The 21,618-nt window shown below is 66.4% G+C and carries 19 protein-coding genes; 9 read left to right on the top strand and 10 right to left on the bottom strand.

The genetic code is table 11. The features are described 5' to 3' along the window. Positions 1-5 precede the first annotated feature (5 nt). From A8G08_RS13515 to A8G08_RS13495, 5 genes are all read right to left on the bottom strand, one after another. On the bottom strand, positions 6-386 hold the full coding sequence (locus A8G08_RS13515; RefSeq protein ID WP_068274725.1) for a DUF3054 domain-containing protein: 381 nt from the start codon (positions 384-386) through the stop codon (positions 6-8). A gap of 124 nt (positions 387-510) precedes the next feature. Further along, on the bottom strand, positions 511-1,062 hold the full coding sequence (locus tag A8G08_RS13510; RefSeq protein WP_068274682.1) for a YceI family protein: 552 nt from the start codon (positions 1,060-1,062) through the stop codon (positions 511-513). A gap of 121 nt (positions 1,063-1,183) precedes the next feature. Beyond that, entirely contained in the window at positions 1,184-2,341 is a 1,158-nt protein-coding gene (locus A8G08_RS13505) for a DUF3089 domain-containing protein (protein ID WP_068274679.1), read from the bottom strand. A 73-nt stretch (positions 2,342-2,414) separates the two neighbouring features. Beyond that, positions 2,415-3,518 carry a lysylphosphatidylglycerol synthase transmembrane domain-containing protein gene (locus A8G08_RS13500; RefSeq protein WP_068274677.1) on the bottom strand — a complete coding sequence of 368 codons (1,104 nt, stop codon included), beginning with the start codon at positions 3,516-3,518 and terminating at the stop codon, positions 2,415-2,417. 28 nt (positions 3,519-3,546) lie between these two features. Continuing rightward, a complete protein-coding gene (locus A8G08_RS13495) occupies positions 3,547-5,004 on the bottom strand; it encodes an adenylate/guanylate cyclase domain-containing protein (protein ID WP_068274673.1) in 1,458 nt (485 codons plus the stop codon). Between the two features lie 127 nt (positions 5,005-5,131). On the opposite strand from A8G08_RS13495, the gene A8G08_RS13490 reads away from it, so the two are divergent. From A8G08_RS13490 to A8G08_RS13480, 3 genes are all read left to right on the top strand, one after another. Beyond that, positions 5,132-6,322 carry an AI-2E family transporter gene (locus A8G08_RS13490; protein WP_068274722.1) on the top strand — a complete coding sequence of 397 codons (1,191 nt, stop codon included), beginning with the start codon at positions 5,132-5,134 and terminating at the stop codon, positions 6,320-6,322. 4 nt (positions 6,323-6,326) lie between these two features. Beyond that, complete coding sequence (locus A8G08_RS13485; RefSeq protein ID WP_068274670.1) at positions 6,327-6,986, top strand: DUF1707 SHOCT-like domain-containing protein; 660 nt, start codon at positions 6,327-6,329, stop codon at positions 6,984-6,986. Between the two features lie 90 nt (positions 6,987-7,076). After that, positions 7,077-7,394, top strand: a complete 318-nt coding sequence (locus A8G08_RS13480; protein ID WP_068274719.1) for a hypothetical protein — start codon at positions 7,077-7,079, stop codon at positions 7,392-7,394. An 8-nt stretch (positions 7,395-7,402) separates the two neighbouring features. Here the strand turns inward: A8G08_RS13480 and A8G08_RS13475 are convergent, their stop codons facing one another. Genes A8G08_RS13475 through A8G08_RS13460 form a run of 4 tightly spaced genes read right to left on the bottom strand, consistent with a single transcriptional unit; the run spans position 7,403 to position 12,867 of the window. Further along, positions 7,403-10,396: an MMPL family transporter gene (locus A8G08_RS13475; RefSeq protein WP_068274667.1), complete on the bottom strand. Its 2,994-nt coding sequence runs from the start codon at positions 10,394-10,396 to the stop codon at positions 7,403-7,405. Beyond that, positions 10,396-11,106: an NYN domain-containing protein gene (locus tag A8G08_RS13470; RefSeq protein ID WP_068274664.1), complete on the bottom strand. Its 711-nt coding sequence runs from the start codon at positions 11,104-11,106 to the stop codon at positions 10,396-10,398. The genes A8G08_RS13475 and A8G08_RS13470 overlap by 1 nt, the downstream gene beginning before the upstream one ends. Then, positions 11,103-11,840, bottom strand: a complete 738-nt coding sequence (gene trmB, locus A8G08_RS13465) for a tRNA (guanosine(46)-N7)-methyltransferase TrmB (RefSeq protein WP_068274661.1) — start codon at positions 11,838-11,840, stop codon at positions 11,103-11,105. The genes A8G08_RS13470 and trmB overlap by 4 nt, the downstream gene beginning before the upstream one ends. Positions 11,841-11,892: 52 nt before the next feature. Continuing rightward, positions 11,893-12,867 carry a zinc-binding dehydrogenase gene (locus tag A8G08_RS13460; RefSeq protein WP_068274658.1) on the bottom strand — a complete coding sequence of 325 codons (975 nt, stop codon included), beginning with the start codon at positions 12,865-12,867 and terminating at the stop codon, positions 11,893-11,895. A 98-nt stretch (positions 12,868-12,965) separates the two neighbouring features. On the opposite strand from A8G08_RS13460, the gene A8G08_RS13455 reads away from it, so the two are divergent. The 6 genes from A8G08_RS13455 (at position 12,966) to A8G08_RS13430 (ending at position 19,283) form a co-directional block, all read left to right on the top strand. Continuing rightward, on the top strand, positions 12,966-13,805 hold the full coding sequence (locus A8G08_RS13455; protein WP_068274655.1) for a hypothetical protein: 840 nt from the start codon (positions 12,966-12,968) through the stop codon (positions 13,803-13,805). Then, entirely contained in the window at positions 13,802-15,325 is a 1,524-nt protein-coding gene (locus tag A8G08_RS13450; RefSeq protein ID WP_068274652.1) for a hypothetical protein, read from the top strand. The genes A8G08_RS13455 and A8G08_RS13450 overlap by 4 nt, the downstream gene beginning before the upstream one ends. 88 nt (positions 15,326-15,413) lie before the next feature. Next, entirely contained in the window at positions 15,414-15,722 is a 309-nt protein-coding gene (locus A8G08_RS13445; protein WP_068274650.1) for a DUF6802 family protein, read from the top strand. A 248-nt stretch (positions 15,723-15,970) separates the two neighbouring features. After that, positions 15,971-17,803, top strand: coding sequence for a phosphoenolpyruvate carboxykinase (GTP) (locus A8G08_RS13440; protein ID WP_068274647.1), 1,833 nt, complete (start codon positions 15,971-15,973; stop codon positions 17,801-17,803). A 210-nt stretch (positions 17,804-18,013) separates the two neighbouring features. After that, positions 18,014-18,679 carry an Rv1352/Rv1906c domain-containing protein gene (locus A8G08_RS13435; RefSeq protein ID WP_068274644.1) on the top strand — a complete coding sequence of 222 codons (666 nt, stop codon included), beginning with the start codon at positions 18,014-18,016 and terminating at the stop codon, positions 18,677-18,679. Positions 18,680-18,779: 100 nt separating this feature from the next. Beyond that, complete coding sequence (locus A8G08_RS13430) at positions 18,780-19,283, top strand: Rv1352/Rv1906c domain-containing protein (RefSeq protein WP_157108558.1); 504 nt, start codon at positions 18,780-18,782, stop codon at positions 19,281-19,283. A 61-nt stretch (positions 19,284-19,344) separates the two neighbouring features. Here the strand turns inward: A8G08_RS13430 and helR are convergent, their stop codons facing one another. Further along, complete coding sequence (helR, locus tag A8G08_RS13425) at positions 19,345-21,546, bottom strand: RNA polymerase recycling motor ATPase HelR (RefSeq protein WP_187344465.1); 2,202 nt, start codon at positions 21,544-21,546, stop codon at positions 19,345-19,347. Positions 21,547-21,618 lie beyond the last annotated feature (72 nt).

Here is a 21,618-nt window from a genome sequence, read left to right as displayed (position 1 = left end):
TGTGGCTACGCCGCGCCCTTTCCAGCCATCCGCCGGCGCAAGACCAACGCCGCGATGGCGCGCCAGCCGAGCAGGAAGATCGCGAGCACGATCGAGGCGACGATGATGAAGCTGAAGGCGGTCCCCTGCCCGCCGATCACCCGCAGCACCATCCCGCCGGCCACCGCGCCGAACCAGACGGACACGCCGAAGGGGTACAGGCCGACGGGATCTGCGTGCAGTCGCAGCGCGGCGACCCACCCCGCGATAAGCCCGCCAAGGAACGGCCACGCGGTGCTGGCGAGTCCGGCGATCGCGTTGGCTTCCTCGTGACTGCGCCGGCCGATGGCGCAGAACACCATGACCAGGATGACGTCGACGACCGCAGGAACGACGAACTTCTTCACGTCGACCGACACTACGGTGCCCAGACAAAACGGCACCCGCGCGGTCCGGGTCGCCGGTCCGCTGCGGGTGCCGAATCGGGTGCGGTGGCCGACGTTGTGCCACCGTCCCGGGTCTGTCGGGAGATCAGGCCTGCTGGCCGACCTCGACCTCGAGGGTGAGGGTGATCTTGTCGCCGATCACCGCGCCGCCGCCCTCGAGCGGCATGTCGATGCTGAGGCCGAAGTCCTTGCGGTTGATGACCGTCTTGGCCTCGAAGCCGGCGACCGGGCCGTGGCCCATGCCCGGGTTGGTGCCGAGGTACTCGACCTCGAGCGACACCGGGCGGGTGACGCCGCGAATGGTGAACTCGCCGTCGACGACGAAGTCGCCATTGACGACGCGGAAGCCGGTGGACTTGAAGGTGGCCTTCGGGAAGTCGGCGGCGTGGAAGAAGTCTGCGGTCTTGAGGTGGCCGTCGCGCTGCTCGTTGTCGGTGGTGACCGACTCGACGCTGATCTCGGCCTCGGCGCTCGCGGTGCCGTCCTCGTTGATGACGATCTTGCCGCCGAACTCGGTAAAGCGGCCACGAACCTTGCTGACCATCAGGTGGCGAACGGAGAAGCCAACGCTGGAGTGGCTGGCATCGATGGTCCAGGTGCCTGCGGCGAGGGCGGGGATGGTGGTGGTGCTGGTCATGCGAGCCTCCAAGAATTTAGTTGCAAGTTCAACTAGCTATCGCAACGATCTGCCTGGAGGTGTCATTCCCGTTCGTTGGCGTGACGCCGATCACTGTGCGGAGCGGAGCCTGCGGAGCGCCCTACCTCGCAGCGAGCCAGCTCCTTGTCTGCTGGCCCGCGATGTTCACGAGGCGGTCGTAGCCGAGGTTCACGTCGACCAGATGCGCCCCCATGAGCGGCAGCTCGTTCACCGCGTGCGGTCCGATGATGTGGAACTCGTACATGCGGAAACCGTTCGTATCGACGCAACTGCCAGTGGCCCGCTGGGCGCTGGTGGTCCACGTCGACGCGGATCGCGGCGGGCCCGACGGGAACGAGGTGTAGTCGAGCAGCACGGAGATGATGCCGAAGTTGTATGGCGCGCTCGGCACGGTCAGGCCGACCGGGCGGGGGTCGCCACTGATCATCACCGGGTCGGTGCATGCGATCTGGAACGCCGGGCCCGAGGGCAATCCCATGAGGCGAGAGAGCAGATCGAGTTGAGAGTTGCCGAATACGCCCGGCAGCAGGCCGGTCTGCGTGGTCGAGTACGCCACGACACACCCCGCCTGGCCCGGGCGAGTGCACACCGGGATGTTCGCGAAGTCGCCGCCGACGTCGCTGCCCCTGGCTGTCGCCACGTTGCCCCCCATCAGGAACGCGCCGACCATGCGGCTGCGCACCTCGGGGCTGGGATCGACCTGCTCGCGGATCAGCTTGCGCAGCATCATCGTTCCCTGAGAATGGCCGATGAAGATGACGCCGCGGCCATTGTTGTCGTGCGCGAGGTAGTCGTTCCACGCGGCGAGGACATCGGAATAGGCGGTCGGTGCGACCGCGGGATCGATGATGGCCGCTGCCAGTCCCGGGGTAAGCGTCATCTGCCGATATACCGGCGCGAACACGCGGCATTGGTTGTTGAACCGTGCGGCCTGATAGCTCGCAATGGACTGCACCTCAGGCTGGGCGGTGCGGTCGGCATTCAGCGCGATCTGATCGGTGACCGTCGGATAGACGTAGAAGCAGTCCACCGGCTTGTCCGCCTCGGCGATTGGGGGCGGCGTGGAGACGAGGCCGGTGTTCAGGTCGGTCGTGTCCTGCGGCAGATCGCATGGGTCCGCGGCGATGCCGGGGTGGCACAGCCAAGTCGTCGTCGTCGGCGGCGCCGCGGTCGCTACTGGGGCGGAAAGAATCGCCGCTCCGAGTCCGAATGTGAACGCCGCGGCTGCGATTCGCGCGATAGCGACCCGACTCGGCATGACCCTCCCGGTGTGATTCACCCCACAACGACCGGGATATGTATATCAGAGGGTCACAGATAGCTGCGGGCGTTCAGCTTTCGGACTGCCGGCGCAGCTCGCGCGCCTCGGCTTGTTCCATCTCGAGGTCGTACTCGAGATCCTCGTGCTGCTTGCGGCGGTACAGGATGAGGAACACGATCCAGCCCACGATCGCGACGAGGATGAAGCTCACCCCGCGGTAGACGAATGCCGACGCGATGGCCTGTGGCGCGGTGAGCCCGGCGGTCGAGGTGAGTGTGGCGATCAGCGTTGCGTCGACCAGCACCAGACCGCCCGGGGCGAACGGAATCGTGCCGACCGCCTTGCCCACGGCGTAGGTAATGAGCAGGCCGGAAAGGCGCGGGTCGGCACCGACCGCATAGCAAGCGGCGGCAAGGCAGGCGATATCGCCGAAGCGATGGCCGAACGCCCAGAGCGCCGTCAGCAAGCCGTCCTTCGTGCCTAGATCGACGGACTCGACCTGCGCGATGACCTCGCGCACCTTGTCCATGCCCTCGTTTGCGGCCTTCTTGCGCATCCGGTTGTACCGGGCGACCGCCCATCGGGCCGCTGATTCCAGCGACCGGGGGTTGTTCGACGCGTAGTGACCCGCCCAGACGAGCGCGATGACCGCGCCGACCGAGGCGATCAGCATCGCGGGATTCACCGAGCTGCCGACGAGCAGAGCGCCGCACATGCCGATCAGGGCGAGACCGGCGGCGGCGATCACACCGGAGATGGCCAGTTCCCACGAGGCGACGACCGGGCTGGCACCCCAGCGGCGGAACGCGCGGTAGCTGAAGGCGGTGGAGAACACCTGGCCCGCAGGCAGGGTTACCGACATCGCGGTGCTGGCGTAGATCACCGAGTCGGAGGTGCGCTGGGTGACCTCGACGCCGCCGGCGTGCAGCAGCTGTTTCTGCATCCGGCCGTAGGAGCTCAGTGAGACCGCCTGTGCGAATACGCAAAGCGCGAGCCAGCCCCAGTGGATCTCGGTCAGTGCCCGCCAGGACTCGTGCAGCCGGGGCCAGAGGTAGACGCCCTCACCAGCAAGAAGTGCGAGCAGCGCAAACCCGGCGGCCCACTTGGCCCACCAGAAGCGACTTCGCTGCCGAATACGGACCGTCGGCGACGATTCCGTTTCGCGCTGTCCCACGCTGTCAGACTAACTAACGAAGCTTTTGTCATTCACTACCGGCGACGGGCCACGCGAGTTGCGTGTTGCGTCGACGGCCCCGCAGCTGCACCTCTTCGCCGAGTTCCCACAGGTTTTGCTCGGATTCGTCGGCGAAATAGAGGGCGCTGCTCGACGCGAGGACCCGGCTCGGCCGCAACTTGGCGAGCTCGGTCAGGCGTGATGCCTCGTTCACCGGATCGCCGATGACGGTGTACTCGAGGCGATTGGCGGCACCGATATTGCCTGCGACGACGAGGCCCGCGGAAACGCCGATGCCCATATCCAATTCGGTTACTTGCGCTAGGCGTTCGCGCAGATCGCGAGCGGCGGAAAGCGCGGCGGTCGGTGCGTCCGGGCGGTCCAGTGGCGCACCGAAGATCGCGAGCGCTGCGTCTCCCATGAACTTGTTGATGAACCCGTGGTGCTCGTCGATTACCTCGACCACGACCCGGAAGAACTCGTTGAGCAGGCTGACGACCTCGGCCGGGGGACGTTCGGCGGCGGTAGCGGTAGATCCGACCAGGTCGACGAACAGCACGGCGACGAACCGCGTCTCACCGCCAAGTTCCGTGCCGTACTGCAGCGCGCGCCGGGCGACGTCCTCACCGACATGCCGGCCGAATAGTTCCTGCAGAGCGCGGCGCTCGGACGCCTCCTCCATCATGCGGTTGAAGCCGACCTGCAGCCGGCCGATCTCGGAGCCGTCGAACACCTCGACCTGCACGTCGTCCTCGCCGCCCTGGACCGCCTCGATCGCCGTGGACAGCTGCTGGATCGGGTCCGAGATGCTGGAGGCAGTGAGCATCGACAGCGCGAGCGCCTGCATGACAACAAGGCCGCACAGCAGCAGGATCGCGACCGCCAGCGAGTTCGCCGAGAACTGCAGATCGGTAGAAAGCTGCGTGGCGCACAGCAACACGATGCCGGTGGTCGGTGCGAGCGTGCCCAGGCCCCACGTCAGTGCCATCCGGGTGCCCACGCCAGGGGTGAGGGTGCGGTCGAAGTCACCTGAGGCGAGCGCGTCCGCGGCGACCGGGCGCAGGATGCGTTCGCCGAGCATGTAGGAGAAGCCGAACACAATGGTCGCGGCCATCGCCACTGTGATGACCACGGCCAGGCCGAGTTCCGGCTCGATCGCGATGATCTGCCCGGAGATGATCGCGCCGCCGACCACCCAGAGGATGAGGTGGACGATCGACTGCCGCAGCGGCGCGTGCAGTGCCGCCATCTGTTCCTGCTTGGTCGGTGCACCGCCGCGCAACTGCCAGCGGACGACCGGTTTGAGCATCCAGGCCGAGACAGCGAGGCTGATGAGCCCACCCGCTGCGAGCACCAGGATGAACACGACCATGTTGGTGCCGCGGTATTCGATGTACTCCGACGTGCGCGGAATCGGCAGGCCGTAGCGGATGAAGGCGTAGGAAAGCACCGCGCCGAAGCCGTTCGCCAACAGCATCGAAGCCATATAGATAGGCCAGCGCGTTTGGATGGTCTGTTTGACCGCTTCTAGTGGCGCCGACACGCAGACCAATTTAGCGGTCGGCACAGTCAATCCACGTACGGAGCGTGCGGTTGCGGATACGCTCGCGCGGGTGAGCGTTGACGCGACCGGCAGCGGCGCAGAACGCCGCTCGCCTGCGGATTCGGTACATCCGCTGGTACGAGTCGGGGCCGAGTGGGCCTGGCGATTGCTCGTGATCTTCGCATTGGTGATTTGTCTCGCACTTGCCCTGGAGCGGCTGTCCACCGTCATCATCCCTGTCGCGATCGCGCTGATGATCTCCGCGCTGCTCGTTCCTTCCGTCGATTGGATGAATCGGCGGCGGGTGCCGCGCTCGATCGCGGTGCTCATCGCGATCGTCGTCACGATGGGGATCGTCGCGGGCGTCCTGACCTTCGTCGTCGATCAGTTCATCCGGGGGTTGCCCGAGCTCAGCGAGAAGTTCACCGACAGCATCAGCGAGATTCAGGACTGGCTCACCGGACCGCCGCTGAATCTGTCCGAGGACCAGATCCACCGCGCGGGCGATTCGATCGTGAAGGCGATCAATTCGAATCAGGAGGAGTTGACCAGCGGCGCGCTCACCACGGCCACCGTGATCGGTGAGGTCGCGACCGGCGCTCTGCTCACGCTGTTCACGCTGATCTTCTTCCTCTACGGCGGCGCCCAGATCTGGGAGTTCGTCACGAGGATCGTTCCGATGCAGACCCGGGCCAAGGTTCGGACCGCAGGCGTTCTCGGCTTCGGCACGCTGGTCGGATTCGTGCGGGCGACCGTTGCCGTTGCCGCAGTGGATGCCATCTGTATCGGTGCGGGACTTGCGATCCTCGGTGTTCCGCTCGCGCTACCGCTCGCGTCCCTCATCTTCATCGGTGCGTTCATTCCGATCATCGGTGCCTTCTTAACCGGGTTCATCGCGGTTTTCATTGCGCTGGTCACCAAGGGTTTCGTGACGGCGCTGATCGTGCTGGGCATCATCGTCGGCGTCATGCAGCTGGAAGGGCATGTGCTGCAGCCGCTCATGCTCGGCCGGGCGGTGCGGATTCACCCGCTCGCCGTCGTGCTGTCCATCACCGTCGGTCTCGTGCTGGCCGGCATCCCGGGCGCACTGGTCGCTGTCCCGTTGGTCGCAATGCTCAACACCGCGATTCGCTCGCTGATGGCGCGGGATCCCGACGAGGAACTCGAGGCCGAAAGTGCCGCGGAAGGCTCGTCCGCGGTGAAGCCAGGTGAGCCCGAGGATCGAGGCCGGGCGTCACCACCGGCAGCGCCCCTATCCTGAAGTCATGGACGCGAGGGAATTTCGGGTGTCCGACGCTGAACGCGAGCATGTCGGCCAGTTGCTGCAGCGGGCGGTCGGGCAAGGGATGCTGTCGCTCGGCGAGTTCACCGAACGGATGGACACCGCGCTCGCGGCGAAGACGCGCGGCGAGTTGAACGCCGTGCTGCTCGACCTGCCCGGCCTGCGCTACGCCGGCGACGAGCGCCGTGTCGGTGAGGACGCGCCGGCCGAACCCGCGCAGGCCCGTTATGGATCGCAGCCGCCGCAGACCACCAACTCCGGTGACCTCATTCGGGGGCGCATGTCCACCGTCACCCGCAAGGGGCCGTGGCATGTGGCGCCGCGGCTCCACCTGAGCAGCCGGCTGTCCAGCGTGACCCTCGACTTCACCGAAGCCGTCATGCGGACGCAGGTGGTGGAGATGGTCGTCGACGATTTCTGCAGCAGCGTGACGCTCATCGTTCCGAGTGAGGCAACCGTCGACGTCAACGGCCTCGACCTCGTCGGTGCGAGTGCGACAAACAAGGTACGCACCGGCCCGCCGATCGGTCCGTTGCACATCATCGTGCGCGGCCGGGTGCGGTTCGGCTCGCTCACCGCCAAGCATCCGTTCGGCACCGCGCTGCGCGGAATGATGGGTGGTTGGGGCCGGGCAATGCACTGATCCGCCTACCTGTTAGCCAATTGAAATTAGCTGAATGTTTGCCACCTCGAGAGAAATGATGGTAGAAAACAGTCAAGGGGGGTGGACTGGATGAGCGAAACATCGAGACTGCACATCAAGCAGCGCGCGATTGTCACGAACGAAGACGGCGTGTGGAAGGGCCGGTATACCGGCGAGGACTGGTCGGTGGCTGCCGAGTCGATCGAGGCGGTGATGGCACTGCTCACCGCGAAGCACGCGGAGATGCACCGCGATCCCGAAGTTCAGGCGCGCCTCGTCGGCCTCGCCGAGCGCGCCATTGCCGGTGAGCACATCGAGGACGGCTTCGAGGCCGAGTACCTCAATGAGCGGTCCTACGACGACATGATCATCGAGCGTATGGAGAAGCAGTTCGCCGACGTCGAGTGAGCCTTCGGCTAACGCCCCTTGCGTCGCATTAGATCCGAGACGCTAAGGCTCTTATCCGTCCGCTGATGCCGACCGTGCGGTTCGTCGTCGCTGTCGCCGTTGCGCTTCTCTTCCGGCGCCGGCGCAGCGATCCAGTTTTCGACGTCCTCGTCGGCGGGCTTGATGCCGCGGAAGGCGTATACCCGTTGCTCTGTCGCAGGCGCCTGGGTTAGCGGCTTCTGCTCGGACCGCGGCTGTTCGGCGCGCGACTGCTCGGCTTGTGGTGCTTGGTCTGCGGGCGGCTCAGGCTCGACACGCGGCGCTTGCACAGTTGGCGTGTCGTCCATGGCGGGCTGATGCGGCCGGGTCAGCGGCTCTGGCTTCTCGAACAGCGACTGCTGCCGCTTCGCCGGCTGCTGCTGTTGCTGCACGGGCGGCTGAGGGTCCACGTCCGGCGTTTCTTCGGCGGACGGCCTCTGCTCGGCGCTCGGCGTCGGCTCGGCACCCGGCGTCTGCGGGGTCGGAATGTTTTCCGCAGCGCGGTGCCGTTGCTGCGGCTGCGCAGGGCCCTGCGGTTTCTCGAACAGCGAGAACCGTTTCGGCGCCGGCGATTCCGGCTCGACTGTGGGTTCCGGCTCAATCCGCGCATGTTTCTCGGTGGGAGCGTCGTCCGCATTGTCGGACTGCTGCTCGGCAGGCGGCTGTTCCGCTGCGGGACGTTCCTCGGTGAGCGTCGCGACCGCCGCGAACGCCACTGTCGATGTGTCGTCGGCGGGGATCTCCGGCTCGTTGCGGCGACGGCGGCGGGGCGGCGGCTTCGGCTTTGCGGCAACGGCAGTGCGGGTGAGGTCGACGACATCGTCCGGGAGGTAGCCGGTCACCAGGACCGGCTCCGCGAGCCCGATCCGCGCCTGGATTCGCTTCATCCAGGCGGGTGCCCACCAGCAGTCGTCGCCGAGCAGTTTCATCACCGAGGGCACGAGGAACATGCGGATGAGCGTCGCGTCGATGATCAGGGCCGCGATCATGCCGTACGCGATGTACTGCATCATCACCAGTTCGGAGAAGCCGAACGCGCCGGTCACAACGATCAGGATCACCGCTGCCGCACTGATGATCCGGCCGGTGTGCGCGGTGCCGATCCGAATCGCCTCGGTGGTGCTCGCGCCCATGGTTCTCGCCTCGACCATGCGAGAGAGCAGGAACACCTCGTAGTCGGTGGATAGGCCGTAGATGATCGCGATGATCAACACCAACACCGGTGCCATGATCGGTTCCGGCGTGAAGTTGAGAATCCCCGCGCCATGACCGTCCACAAATATCCACGTCAAAATGCCAAGCGTCGCACCGAGACCCAGTGCGCTCATCAAAGCGGCTTTGATCGGCAAAACCAGCGATCCGAACGTCAGGAACATCAGCAGCGTTGTCACCAACAACACGAGCAAGACCATCCACGGCATTTTGTCGAGCAGCGCGTCGATACTGTCGCGTTCGATCGCCGGTGTGCCGCCGACGAGCATCGTGGCGTCGGCCGGTACTGCCATCGATCGCAGATAGTCGATCGTTGGCTGCGCGTTGTTCCGTTCCTCCAGCGTCCCCGACAGAATCCAGACGTTGTCCTTCGTCTGTGATGTCGGTAGCACGAAGTCCGACGCAAGCCCGGGGGCCTGGTTGGCCTGCTGCCGGATCTGCCCAACAGAGCGTGAGTTTTCTGTGGTGACAACCAGTTTGATCGGCTCGGTGGGACGCAGCGGGAAGAGTTGGTCGAACTCCTCCTGCGCAAGTCGGGTCGAGTTGTCCGGTGGTAGGTAGCGCTCGTTGATGCCACCGAAGGTGATGTTCTTGACCGGGATGATCAGGAGCAACAGGCCGACAACGATCGGAATCGCGTATCGCAACGGGTGCTTCATCACCTGACGGGTGATGCGGCCCCAGAAACCGCTCTCGACTTCCTCGGCGGTCTTGGTCTTGCGCAGCCACTTGAAGCCGAGCATGTCGATGCGCGGGCCGAGGATGCCGAGAATCGCGGGCAGCACGGTCACAGCGGTGAGGGCGGCGAGGCTGACCGTCGCGATCGCGCCGTAGGCCACCGACTTCAGGAAGCCCTGCGGGAAGATCAACAGACCGCCGAGGCTGGCGACAATCATCGTCGCCGAGAACACGACGGTGCGGCCTGCTGTCATTACCGAGCGGCGCACGGCGTCACCGGTCGTGTGGCCCTCCGCAATCTCTTCGCGGAAGCGACTCACGATGAACAGTCCGTAGTCGATCGCCAAGCCGAGGCCGATCAGCGACACCACGGGTGAGACGAATGCGTTGACCTCGGTGAATTCGGTAATGAAGCGGACGATGCCCCAGGCGCCGACCACGGTGAGCCCGCCGACGATGAGCGGCAGTGCAGCGGCAACCAAGCCGCCGAAGATGAAGAACAGCAACACCGCGACCGCGGGGATGGCGAGCAACTCCATGCGCCGGACGTCCTGCGCCATGGTGTCGTTCAGCGTGCCTGCCACTGGTTGCAGACCGGCGAGCTGCACATCGATGCCGTCGATATAGAAGGCGTCGCGGACCTCGCGAAAGTTTTCGGTCTGTTCCGTGTCGTTGTCGCCCTTGATGCCGACCGTCGCGAACGCATGTTGCTTCGTCTTGTCCGCAAGCGGGGCCTGCTGGCCCGTCTCGGTCTTCCAGTACGACACGTTGACGCCGATGATCTGGTCCGGGTGCTCCCGCGGCAGGCTGTTCAGATTGTTGACGATCGCGGCGCTGAACTGCGGATCGTCGACAGTCTTACCGGGCGGTGCGGTATAGAGCACGACGACATCGGAGCCATGGTCGCGCCCATACGTCTCGTCGGCCAGGCGGGCGGCCTGCGCCGATTCGGAGCCGGGGTCGTCCCAGCCGCTCTGGCTCAGGTGCTTCTCGAGCCCGAGCCCGTAGGCGCCGAGCGCGAGCAGCCCGGCAACCATCAGGCCGATTACACCGAATCGGAAGCGGTAGACGATGTTTCCCCAACTATCGAACACTAGCCGACTCCCTGCCCCGAACGCCCTGCAAGTAAGGCGGAGAGGGGGCGGAACGGTTGCAGCCAGGCACCTTCGTCGGGCAGCGAGTCGAGGCTGACTCGCGGTAGCGGTTCTCGGAACACGCCCGGAATCTCTTCGAGGTCGATGAACTCGAGAGACTGGGACGTCACCGCCCAGCTGGCGTGCTCGCGGAACCCGATCACCTGGACGCTGACGCCCGTGGCGGCGATCTCTTCCAGCGGCTCCCGGAAGGCCTGACCGTCGGCGGACGCGACGACGAGACCGCTCAGTCCCTGCTCCGCGCGCAGCGCGATATGCGCCAGCATATCGGAGTCGACGTCGCTGTCCTCGTCGATTTTGGGCTTGGCGAACACCGCGAAACCGACGTTGCGCAGCGCCTCGACCCATGGCCGGACGACGTCGGCGCTGCCAGTTGCGATGTTGGTGAAGACGGTCGCCTCGGGCTCGACCGGGCGTGCGCTGCCGACGGACAGTTCCGCGGTGCGGCCGAGCAGCCAGCGTCCGAGCGCGTCGAAACGGGGCCGGTAGGCGGCGGTGGGGCGACCACCGAGGATCGCGCCGAGGCCCATGTCGAGGTTGGGGGCGTCCCAGACCAGCAGCACTCGGCCGGTTCCACCGGGGTTGCTGCCCAGATCCACGCTGCCGTCGTTATCGACGCCGGAATCGGGCAGAGCAACGGTTCCGCTCATGGTTTGATCTTCCCCCAAATCAGCTCGGTGACAACGCTGCCTGCGCGATGCGCCTTGCCCTCGAACTTGGTGACCGGGCGCTCATGGTTGATCGGGGAGTCCCAATCGAGCGCGGTCAGATGCGGGTCGGCATTGCCGACTTCGGCTATGAACTCGGCGTATTCGGCGTGGTCGGTGGCAACATGCAGCACACCCCCCGGCATGAGACGGCTCGCGATCAGCGCGACGGTCCGCGGCTGGAGCAGGCGGCGCTTGTGGTGCCGAGCCTTGGGCCACGGGTCCGGAAAGAACACCCGGACGCCGGTCAGCGACTCGGGAGCAATCATATTTTCGAGCACGTCCACGGCATCGCCGCGAACGAGCCGAATGTTTCCGATTTCGTCGCGCTCGATGCGCTGAACGAGCTGCGCGAGACCGGGGCGGTACACCTCGACCCCGATGAGGTTGATCTCAGGCTCGGCGACAGCCATGTCCGCAGTGGCCGTGCCAGTTCCGCAGCCGATCTCGATTACGAGTGGAGCGGTGCGCCCGAACCAGGTGTCGGCGTCGAGCAAATCGTCGCCGACGTCTGTGCCTACCTGCGGCCATGTGCGGTCCCAAGCCTGCTGCTGGGTAGGCGTCAAAGCGCCACGACGGGAACGGAAACTCGTCACCCTCGGGTAAAGCCGGGCATTGTGCTCCCGAGCTTGGGGGGAGGCCTGTTCCGCGTCGTTCACCCGTCCATTGTCACGCATGCCAGCGGATGCGTAACGGAAGGGACGAAAGTGACGGATCGGGAGCGTGGTGTCATGCGACGTCCAGCACAACCTTGCCGACCGTCTCCCGGTTCTCCATCCGGATATGTGCGGCCGCGGCGTCGGCCAGCGCAAACCGGGTCGTCGACGCGGTGAGTTCGCCATTCGCGGCCAGTGCGAGTGCCTCCGCCGCCCAGCGCCAGATGTTGTCGGGTGTGAATCCTCCGGCCGGTCCCAGGCCGGTGCCGCGGGCGATACCGCGGGCCGCGAGCTCGGCATCGGTCGCGGCGGCATTGCCTGCGACATTCCCGTACGACACCACCCTCGCCGGAGTCGCGAGTAGGTCGATCGCGGTGTCGGCGATGGCCCCGCCGACGGCATCGAACAACACCGTCGGGGCCGCGCCCGCATCGCGCACGATCGACGGCCACCCGGGATCGAGGTAATCCACAGCGAGATCGGCCCCGTTCTCCCGGGCAAGTGCGACCTTCGCGGGTCCGCCGGCCAGGGCGACGACGCGGGCACCGGCCCGGCGCGCGCCCTGCACCAGCATCGAACCGACCCCGCCGGCCGCAGCGGTGATCAGCACCGTCTCACCAGGGCGCAGGGCCGCGCCCTCGAGTAGGCCGACGGCGGTGCGCCCGGTGCCGACCATGGTGATCGCGGTTGCGGGGTCCAGACCGCTGTCGATCACGTGCAGATCGGTCGCGGGTGCGATGGCCAGACCGGCGTACCCGCCGTTGGCGTTGCCCAGCGATACCGCGACGTGGGCGCCGATCAGGTGTTCATCAGCCTGCGACCCCACCGCCTCGACCGTGCCAACCACCTCTCGCCCCGGGATATACGGCAGGTCGGGCAGCGGAAACGGTCCGAGCCGCATGCCCGCGCGGATACGGGTGTCGATGACGTGCACCCCGCTCGCGGCGACCGCGATCCGGACCGCGTCGGGCCCGGGTACGGGATCGGGCACCGACTCGAGGTGCAGGTTCTGCGCGGGACCGAATTCGCGGATCACGATGGCGTCCATTGCAACAGGTTCCAACCTGAACCATGGTCGAGGTCAAGCACTCTCGCGCCAGTTGTCGGCCGAGTTTGCAAGAATCGCCGGTCGAAGGGGGTGACGCCGTGCCGGAGTCGGCCGAGTTGGAGCGTGTGGTGGACGCGGTGCGCCGATCGGGGGCACCGCGGGTCGCCGACGCCCTCGACCTTGCGCTCGCGTTCTGGCGATCGCCGGTGCAGGTCGGCGTCGCCGGACGCTACGGCGTCGGGAAATCCAGGGTGCGCGCAGCGCTCGGACTTCCCGCCGCAAGCAGCGAGGACAGCACCCTCGCCGCAGATGTCGTGGTCCATGTCGAGGTCTGGCCTGTGCAGCCGGACGCGGAATCCACGATTGCCACCCTCGACCGAGCCTCGGTCGTTGTGCTGAACAAGGCCGACACGATCGATGCGGATCCGCAGGAGATCTGTGCACAGCTGGCGGCGGCAACCGGCCACCGCGTCGTGCCGATGATTGCCTCGCTCGCAGTTGCCGTACAGCGCAATGACATCCAGTCGGCCGAGCTCGAAACCCTGCAGGCGCTCGCGGTGGCGACCGACCCCACGCTGATGCTCTCGGCCGAACTGTTCGTAGCCGCGCAGGTGCCGGTGCCGGCCGCGGACCGCCGCGAACTGCTCGCACGCTGGCCAATGGCAGGAATCCGCCTCGCTGTCGCCGGTCTTGCGGCCAACCCGAGCCTCGATGCGGAAGGTCTGCGGGACCTGCTTCTTGTCGCCTCGGGCGTCGACGGTGTCGCCGCGGCACTGAGCGCTCGTGTGTCCGAAGTGCGGACATCGCGAGGCGCACTACTGATCGACGAACTCCAACGCATAGCGGCCCGCGCGATACCCGATCACCCCGCTGCCGCCGCCGAAGTGGAGACCTTCCTCGACGGTCCTGTCGCGGGCCGGCTCGGTGGTTGCCGGTGAGCGCCCTCGAATGCGGTGTTCCCCAGGCCACGGATCCGCCGTCGGAGTTCGCCGATGTGCTCTCGCGCTGGCAGCCGGACGGCTGGCGGCGACTCGCCGCGGTCACCGACGGCCGCTGGGATCCACGTCGGATCGCCGTGGTCGGAGAAGTGGGAGCCGGCAAGTCCGAGCTCATCGCCGAGCTGGTCGCGTACTCGCCCGAACTCGATCTATCCGGCAGTCCGGATGATTCCGGCGTGCTGCTCGTCGTGCTCGATGCCGCAGCGCCGGCGAAGGCCCCGTTGGACGTCCCTCGCACGCCTGGTCGCCGAGTGGTGTTCGCGCTCAACAAGATCGATGTCCACGAGGACTGGGCAGTCGTCCGCGGTGCGAACATGCAAGCGCTCGGTGCGCAGTTCGGCGGGCCGCAGGTCATCGTGCCGGTGTCGGCTCGGCTTGCGGCCACCGCGCGAATCGCACTCGCCGACACGGACTCCGGCGTGCGGATGCGCGTGCTCGCCGCGTCGGGCGTCCCGGGACTGGCCAGGCAGCTGGCGGCGGCGCTGCCCTCCGATGCGCAGCGAGCGCGGTCGGACCACCACCGGGACCTGACCAGAACGGTCGCCGACCAGGCCGCCGACAGTATTCGGGCGATGGTCCGGTCGCTCGGCGATGGCGACGACATCACACAGCCGCGGGCGGAGCGCGCACGACTGCTCGCGAGTCGGGATGGCGGCCGGACCGAGGCCGTCGCCGCACTGCGCAGCCAGGTACAACTAGCCCGCGTCGACGTGGTGCACGAGGTCGGTGCCCAGGTCCGCGCGCTGAACGGCGTTGTGCGTGCCCGGGTGGATGACGCCGCTCCTCGCGAATTGGCCGACCTCGCGAGCTATCTCGACAGTGCGGTCGCCGAGCTCACCGAACGTCTCGACGCCTGGACAACGGCGCGGATCGCGCAACTCGCACGCCGGGTCGCAAACGCTGCTGCGGATGGGCTGTGGGGTCCTGCCGGTGGCTCGCCGCGCGTCGGTCCGCCACCACCGCGAGCGCGGCACACGGTGGAGAGTCGGCTCACGATTGCTCTGGGTGCGTCCGCGGGTGTGGGCCTCGGCCGTCTCGCAGTCGCTCCGCTGACCATGATCCCGGCGCTCGATGCGCTCACCATCCCGCTCACGCTCGTGCTCGGCGCGGGTGCGGCGTGGTGGTTCACCCGCTCCCGCGCGCAGGTGGCCGAGCGGGCGCAGCTGCGGCAGTGGGCCGCTGAGGCGCTCGTCGAGGTGAAGGCGCAGCTCGAGCAGCGGATGGTGAGTGCGCTCGTCGAGGCCGAGGCGCTGGTCGCGGAGGACATCGTGCGCCGGGCCGGTGAGCGCGCCGCACTCGTCGACGTGGAGGTCGGGGCGATCGACGCGGAGATCCGGCGGCTTGGCAGCGCGCGGTCCGGGCGGATGGCGTCCTGCCGGCGTGACCTGGCCGCGGTCGAGGAGGGGCTTCGTGCGATTTCGGCAGGGAAGGAACCCGAGCGCGACGCCGTGCGTCTATAGACATCAAGGCGAACCATGTCCGCAGGGCTGGCGGTACCGCGTCCTGCAATCCGAGCAAACAGCAATCCAGCGCACTCGAGGAGCCACGGTGGTCACGTCAGATGCGTTCTCGCTGACCGAGTTGTCCGGCATCGACGCCACCTCGGAGCTCGGTGACCTAGGTGCAGTGGATCTGCAACACCCCACGATCGACCTCGACGGTGATGGCGTGCTCGATACCGCCACGCTGTCGGACGGCGACTCGCTCTTGGTGGTCACCGACACCGATCTCGACGGGTTGGCGGACGAGCTCACCGCAGTGGACGACGACGGCGTTTTTGCATCCTGGCGATACGAGGTCGGTGCCGACGGAGTGGATGGCTGGACCGAGATCAACCACGGTAGGGTCGGCGAGTAGTGGCGACCGGCACAATTGGGTCCCCTTGCTGCGGGTATGTGAGAAATCGCGCACTACCCCCGGCGGCGTGCGAGCCGCCACCGGGTTAGTCTGTGGAAAAGCAAAGAAGGCACTCTGCCCGTGATGCATCGCTATGCTCCGATGCACCCGAACGAGTAGCCAACGAGACCTTGGGGAACACTCGTCGGGAGCGCTCGCATACGTGAGCTGCAACTTCTATCGGGCCAACCCACATCCAGGAGAGTTCGATGACCTCAGCGACCATTCCGGGTATCAGCGGAACCGACGGTAAGCCGCCGACCCAGCACAGCGAGTTGCTCGCTTGGGTGCGCGAGGTAGCCGAGCTGACACAGCCGGAGCGCGTCGTGTGGGCCGATGGCTCCGACGAGGAATGGGACCGTCTGACCACCAAGCTGGTCGAGGCGGGCACCTTCCGCAAGCTGGACGAGAAGAAGAAGCCGAACTCGTTCCTCGCGCTGTCCGACCCGAGCGACGTTGCGCGTGTCGAGTCCCGCACCTACATCTGCTCGCGCGAGCAGGAGGATGCCGGCCCCACGAACAACTGGGTCGACCCGGCCGAGATGCGCGCGACCATGACGGAGCTCTACCGCGGCTGCATGCGCGGCCGGACGATGTACGTCGTTCCGTTCTGCATGGGCCCGCTCGGCGCCGAGGACCCGAAGCTCGGTGTCGAGCTCACCGACTCCGAATATGTCGTCGTCTCCATGCGCGTCATGACCCGCATGGGCCAGAAGGCGCTCGACGTGCTCGGCACCGACCGCCCCTTTGTGAAGGCGCTGCACTCGCTGGGTGCGCCGCTGGCCGAGGGCGAGGCGGATGTGCCGTGGCCGTGCAACGACACGAAGTACATCACCCACTTCCCGGAGGACCGGGAGATCTGGAGCTATGGCTCCGGTTACGGCGGCAACGCGCTGCTCGGTAAGAAGTGCTACTCGCTGCGTATCGCCTCGGCGATGGCGCACGACGAGGGCTGGCTCGCCGAGCACATGCTGATCCTCAAGCTGATCTCGCCGGAGAACAAGAACTACTACGTCGCTGCGGCATTCCCGTCGGCCTGTGGCAAGACCAACCTCGCGATGATCCAGCCGACCATCCCGGGCTGGCGCGCCGAGACCCTCGGTGACGACATCGCCTGGATGCGCTTCGGCAAGGACGGCCAGCTTTACGCCGTCAACCCGGAGAACGGCTTCTTCGGTGTCGCGCCCGGCACCAACTGGTCGTCGAACCCGAATGCCATGAAGACGGTCGAGGCCGGCAACACGGTCTACACCAACGTCGCGCTGACCGACGACAACGACGTCTGGTGGGAGGGTCTCGAGGGCGAGCCCGACCACCTGATCGACTGGAAGGGTCGCGACTGGGACCTGCGCGAGTCGGACGAAAAGGCCGCGCACCCGAACTCGCGTTACTGCACCCCGATGGAGCAGTGCCCGATCCTCGCTCCCGAGTGGGACGACCCGCAGGGTGTGCCGATCTCGGCGATTCTGTTCGGTGCCCGTCGCAAGACCACCGTCCCGCTGGTGACCGAGTCCTTCAACTGGGACCACGGCGTGTTCATGGGTGCGACCATGGCCTCCGAGCAGACCGCCGCCGCCGAGGGCAAGGTCGGCAGCGTCCGCCGCGACCCGATGGCCATGCTTCCGTTCTTGGGCTACAACGTGGGCGACTACATCGGCCACTGGAGCAACATCGGCAAGAACGCCGATGCGACGAAGCTTCCGAAGATCTTCTACGTCAACTGGTTCCGTCGCGGAGAGGACGGTCGCTTCCTGTGGCCGGGCTTCGGTGAGAACTCGCGCGTGCTGGAGTGGGTCGTCAACCGCATCGAGGGCAAGGGTGAGGCCGAGTCCACGGCTGTCGGCTACGTCCCGACTGCGGCCAACCTCGACCTCGAAGGCCTCGATGTCGCCATCGCCGACGTCAACGAGGCGCTCGCGGTGAACGTCGATGAGTGGAAGGAAGAGATTCCGCTCATCGAGGAGTGGTTCGAGTTCATCGGTGACAAGCTCCCGACGAGCGTCCGCGACGAGTTCGAGGCACTCAAGGAGCGTCTGGCGTAGTTCGCCGCAGAGACTGTCGAAGGGCCCCCGATCCAGTTGGATCGGGGGCCCTTTCAGCTGCGCGCCCCGTAATCGATAACGGTTGCGCCGCTGTACTGTAACGATTTCGTAGGATGGTTCGAAGTGCGCATGAGCGGCTTCGTTGGTGCTGTGGTTCACGGGATCGCTGGACCCGGATTGGGCCGGCAGAAGTGTGTCGAAAGGGAACAAATGATGCACCGCGCGCGCATCGGCGTCGTGACAGTTGCGGCGACGTTGGCCGGGTTGATGGGCGCGGGTGCGGCCAATGCGGTGCCGCTGTCGAATGTGGCCGGAGAGGGTACATACGCGGTCGGAAGTATCGACTCAGCCCAGATGCTCCCGGGGCTTTACAGCACGAAGGGCCCGGTAGACGGGGAGTTTCCGTGCGAGTGGGAGATCCGCACTTCGGACGGCCGCATCCGTACCGAAGGAAAGTCGATCGAGAGCGCCCGTATCGCCATTGCCGACGGCGAGCGTCTCGATACGCGGAACTGCGCGTCCTGGGTGCTTGACACCGGTCCGAACGAGGCCACGATGTCGATGATCCTCGCGAGCTTGGGTTTCGCCGGGACCGGTAGTGCCCTAGTCGGTTCCAGCCTCGCCTCGATTATCGCCGCCTCCTTGTGGACCGGAAACGGTTTCGCCCTCGAGACCGGTTCCAGTACCGGTTCCACTGCCGCTTTGAGTGTGGCATCGGCGATGGCTTTGATGTTCGGTTCGGGTTCTGCTGGCGGAGGCGACGATTTCGGTACGGGTTCTGGTGTCTTTGGCGGCGGCGGTGCGGCTGCCACCGCCGATCTCGGAACCGGTTCCGCTGGCTCGATTATCGGCCGCGTAATTCCCGGCACTCCCTAGCTGTCGGCGTAGCCGGGAGCGCATGGCGCATCGCTGGACGCGGTGTGGGTTTATGGAACCTGGAAGGGAACATATGAGGAACTGTGCGCGGATCGGCGTCGTGATCGTTGCGACGACACTTGCAGGGTTGATCGGCGTGGGCGCGGCCAATGCGACGCCGCAGGCCTCAGCGGGTGGCAACGGTTCCTATGCGGCTGGAAGCGCCGAGTCCGCGCAGCTCCTCCCAGGCACCTACCGCACCGAAGGCTCCCTGGACCACGAAACCCCCTGCCGATGGTCGATCCATCGGGCGGGCGGTTTCACCCGCGTCATGGGCAGCAATAGTCGCGGTGGCCGCATAGAGATTGTCGAGGGAGAGACCCTCGAAACCCGGAATTGCCAGGACTGGGTGCTGCAGCAAGCTCCCATCGCTCTGGAGCCAGTTCAAGCCTCCCTGGAGGACGGCACCCTGGAAGCTCCCGTAACCATGGACCAAGCTGCCTTTGACGACGGGATGCTCATCGCGGGGGCCAGCCTCGCCCAGACTGCAGCCCAACTTCTGCGCCTCGGCCTCGCCGCGCTCACGACTTTTCAGCTTATGAACCCGGACGGGCTCTACGAGTAGCAGCAGTCGTGTACGACAGGCCCCCGATCGGTTCCGATCGGGGGCCTGTCTCACGCCGTGTTCAGCTGCTGGCCGTCGCCATTTCACTGAGCCCGGCGAGCGCCTGCGGCAACGGTCCCAGATGCAGGACGCCGAGCCGCTGAGTCGCTCGGGTAAGGGCGACGTACAGTTCGGCCGCACCGCGTGGACCGTCCGCGAGAATGCGTTCCGGTTCCACCACCAGAACGGCGTCGAACTCGAGCCCCTTGGTCTCGGATGCGGGCACCGTGCCCGGCACACCGGGTGGACCGATCACAACGCTGGTGCCTTCACGATTCGCCTCGTCCTCGACGAATTCTGCTATGGCAGAGTCTAATTCGTCGCCCACGACGTGGCGCGACCATGGTGCGACGCCGCACGAGCGCACCGAGTCCGGCGGCACGACGCCCGGTGCGAACTCGGCGAGCACCGCGGCTGCGACACCCATGATCTCCGCCGGCGTTCGGTAGTTCACCGAGAGTGACCGGAAGACCCACCGTTCTGAGGCGTAAGGGTCGAGCATCGTGGTCCACGATGTCGCGCCCGCGGCGGAACGGCGTTGGGCGAGGTCGCCGACCACCGTGAAGGAGCGCCCGGGACAACGCCGCATCAGCACCCGCCAATCCATTTCGGATAGTTCCTGGGCCTCGTCGACGACGATGTGCCGATAGGTCCAATCGCGGTCCGCGGCTGCGCGTTCGGCGAGTTCGCGGGTGTCGCGTTCGACGAAGCGCTCGGCCAGGTCCTCGCCATAGAGCATGTCGGTGGCGAACAGGTGGTCCTCATCGTCCATGTGGTCCGACCGGTCGACAAGGAGATCCAGCACGCCCGTCGCGTACTCGGCCTCGGCTTTCCGCTCCCGTTCGGCGGCTTGATCGGCGGCCTCCTCCTTGGCCTTGTCTCGGCCGAGCAGGTCGACCAGTTCATCGAGCAATGCGACATCCGAGACAGTCCAGGCGTCGCCGTCTGCACGGAAAAGCACCGGGTCGGCGCACACGGCAGCCAGACGCTCGCGCGACGAGTAGAGCTGTGCCAGTAGCATTTCCGGCCTCAGTATCGGCCACAGATCGTCCATCGCCGATGCGAACTGCTCGTTCTCCGCGAGCTCCGCGACAAGATTCTTCCGCAGGTCCTCCCACGCGTCACGGTCCTTACGCGTCAACCAGCCCTTGCCAATTCGGCCGATCGCGCGCTCGGTCAGGACATAGGTGACGATCTCCTGGAACACCGCACGCGCCTCGTTGTGCGGCAGTTTGCTGTCGCGCGCCTCTTGGATGGCCCACTCGGCGGTCTCCGAATCGATCCGCACCTGCACATCCGCGAGGTCGATTGATATCGGGGCGCTCGGTCGGCGCTGCCGGTCCGCGATGGCCGCCGCGAGGACCTCGAGCATGCGCAGGGAGCCCTTGATCCGCGCTGCCTCCGGTGTGTCCTCGGCCGTAACCTGCAGGCCTGGCACGAAATCGCCAGTGGTCATGAACACCACGTTCGATTCGCCGAGCGACGGCAGCACGCGCGAGATGTGCTGCAGAAAAGCAGGATTCGGCCCGACGACGAGGACCCCATGCCGCTCGATCCGCTCCCGCTGCGTGTAAAGCAGGTAGGCGACGCGGTGCAACGCCACCACCGTCTTTCCGGTGCCCGGGCCGCCCTCGATGACGAGCACACCCGGATGATCGTGCCGGATAATCGCGTCCTGCTCGGCCTGGATGGTCGCGACGATATCGCGCATTCCGTCGCCGCGCGGCGCATTGACCGCCGCGAGGAGTGCCGAATCGCCGCGGCCTTCTGTCTCGTCTGCGTCCGGGCGACCGAGGATCTCGTCGGTGAAATCGACCAGGCGGCGCCCCCGGGCGTGGAACTGCCGGCGTCGGTGCATGTCCTCCGGATTGACGGCGGTGGCGGTGTAGAACGCGCGCGCCGCTGGGGCGCGCCAGTCCAACAACAGCGGCTCGAACTCGTTCCTCTCGTCGAACAGGCCGATGCGACCGATATACGAGGGCTCGCCCGAGCTGTTATCCAACCGGCCGAAGCACAGCCCGTTATCGGCCACGTCCAGCCGCTTCACCTCGCGCGCGAGCGCCCGCACCTCGACATCTCGATCGACGAGCCTGTCGCGGTTGCCCATTAGTGCCGACTTGTAGCGGCCCTTCGCCTGCGCCCGCTCGTCATCGAGCCGCGCGTACAGTCCTGCCACGTATTCGCGCTCGGACGCCAGGTCTTCTTCGTAGTCCCGACTGGTCACATGCCCCTCACTTTCCTGGGCTCGACGACCACCTCACGACCTTCGGTCGTGGACCATGCGGGGCCACCGCAC

Source organism: Aldersonia kunmingensis (assembly GCF_001646865.1).
Classification (GTDB): Bacteria; Actinomycetota; Actinomycetes; order Mycobacteriales; family Mycobacteriaceae; genus Aldersonia; species Aldersonia kunmingensis.
This window is presented reverse-complemented; position numbering and strand designations above follow the sequence as displayed.

What these genes read in the sequence shown, in the direction of transcription:
- A8G08_RS13510 (WP_068274682.1), bottom strand. Translation starts at nt 1,062, where the DNA reads ATGACCAGCACCACCACCATCCCCGCCCTCGCCGCAGGCACCTGGACC.
- A8G08_RS13505 (WP_068274679.1), bottom strand. Translation starts at nt 2,341, where the DNA reads ATGCCGAGTCGGGTCGCTATCGCGCGAATCGCAGCCGCGGCGTTCACA.
- A8G08_RS13495 (WP_068274673.1), bottom strand. Translation starts at nt 5,004, where the DNA reads ATGGCTTCGATGCTGTTGGCGAACGGCTTCGGCGCGGTGCTTTCCTAC.
- A8G08_RS13485 (WP_068274670.1), top strand. Translation starts at nt 6,327, where the DNA reads ATGGACGCGAGGGAATTTCGGGTGTCCGACGCTGAACGCGAGCATGTC.
- A8G08_RS13480 (WP_068274719.1), top strand. Translation starts at nt 7,077, where the DNA reads ATGAGCGAAACATCGAGACTGCACATCAAGCAGCGCGCGATTGTCACG.
- A8G08_RS13470 (WP_068274664.1), bottom strand. Translation starts at nt 11,106, where the DNA reads ATGAGCGGAACCGTTGCTCTGCCCGATTCCGGCGTCGATAACGACGGC.
- trmB (WP_068274661.1), bottom strand. Translation starts at nt 11,840, where the DNA reads ATGCGTGACAATGGACGGGTGAACGACGCGGAACAGGCCTCCCCCCAA.
- A8G08_RS13460 (WP_068274658.1), bottom strand. Translation starts at nt 12,867, where the DNA reads ATGGACGCCATCGTGATCCGCGAATTCGGTCCCGCGCAGAACCTGCAC.
- A8G08_RS13440 (WP_068274647.1), top strand. Translation starts at nt 15,971, where the DNA reads ATGACCTCAGCGACCATTCCGGGTATCAGCGGAACCGACGGTAAGCCG.
- A8G08_RS13435 (WP_068274644.1), top strand. Translation starts at nt 18,014, where the DNA reads ATGATGCACCGCGCGCGCATCGGCGTCGTGACAGTTGCGGCGACGTTG.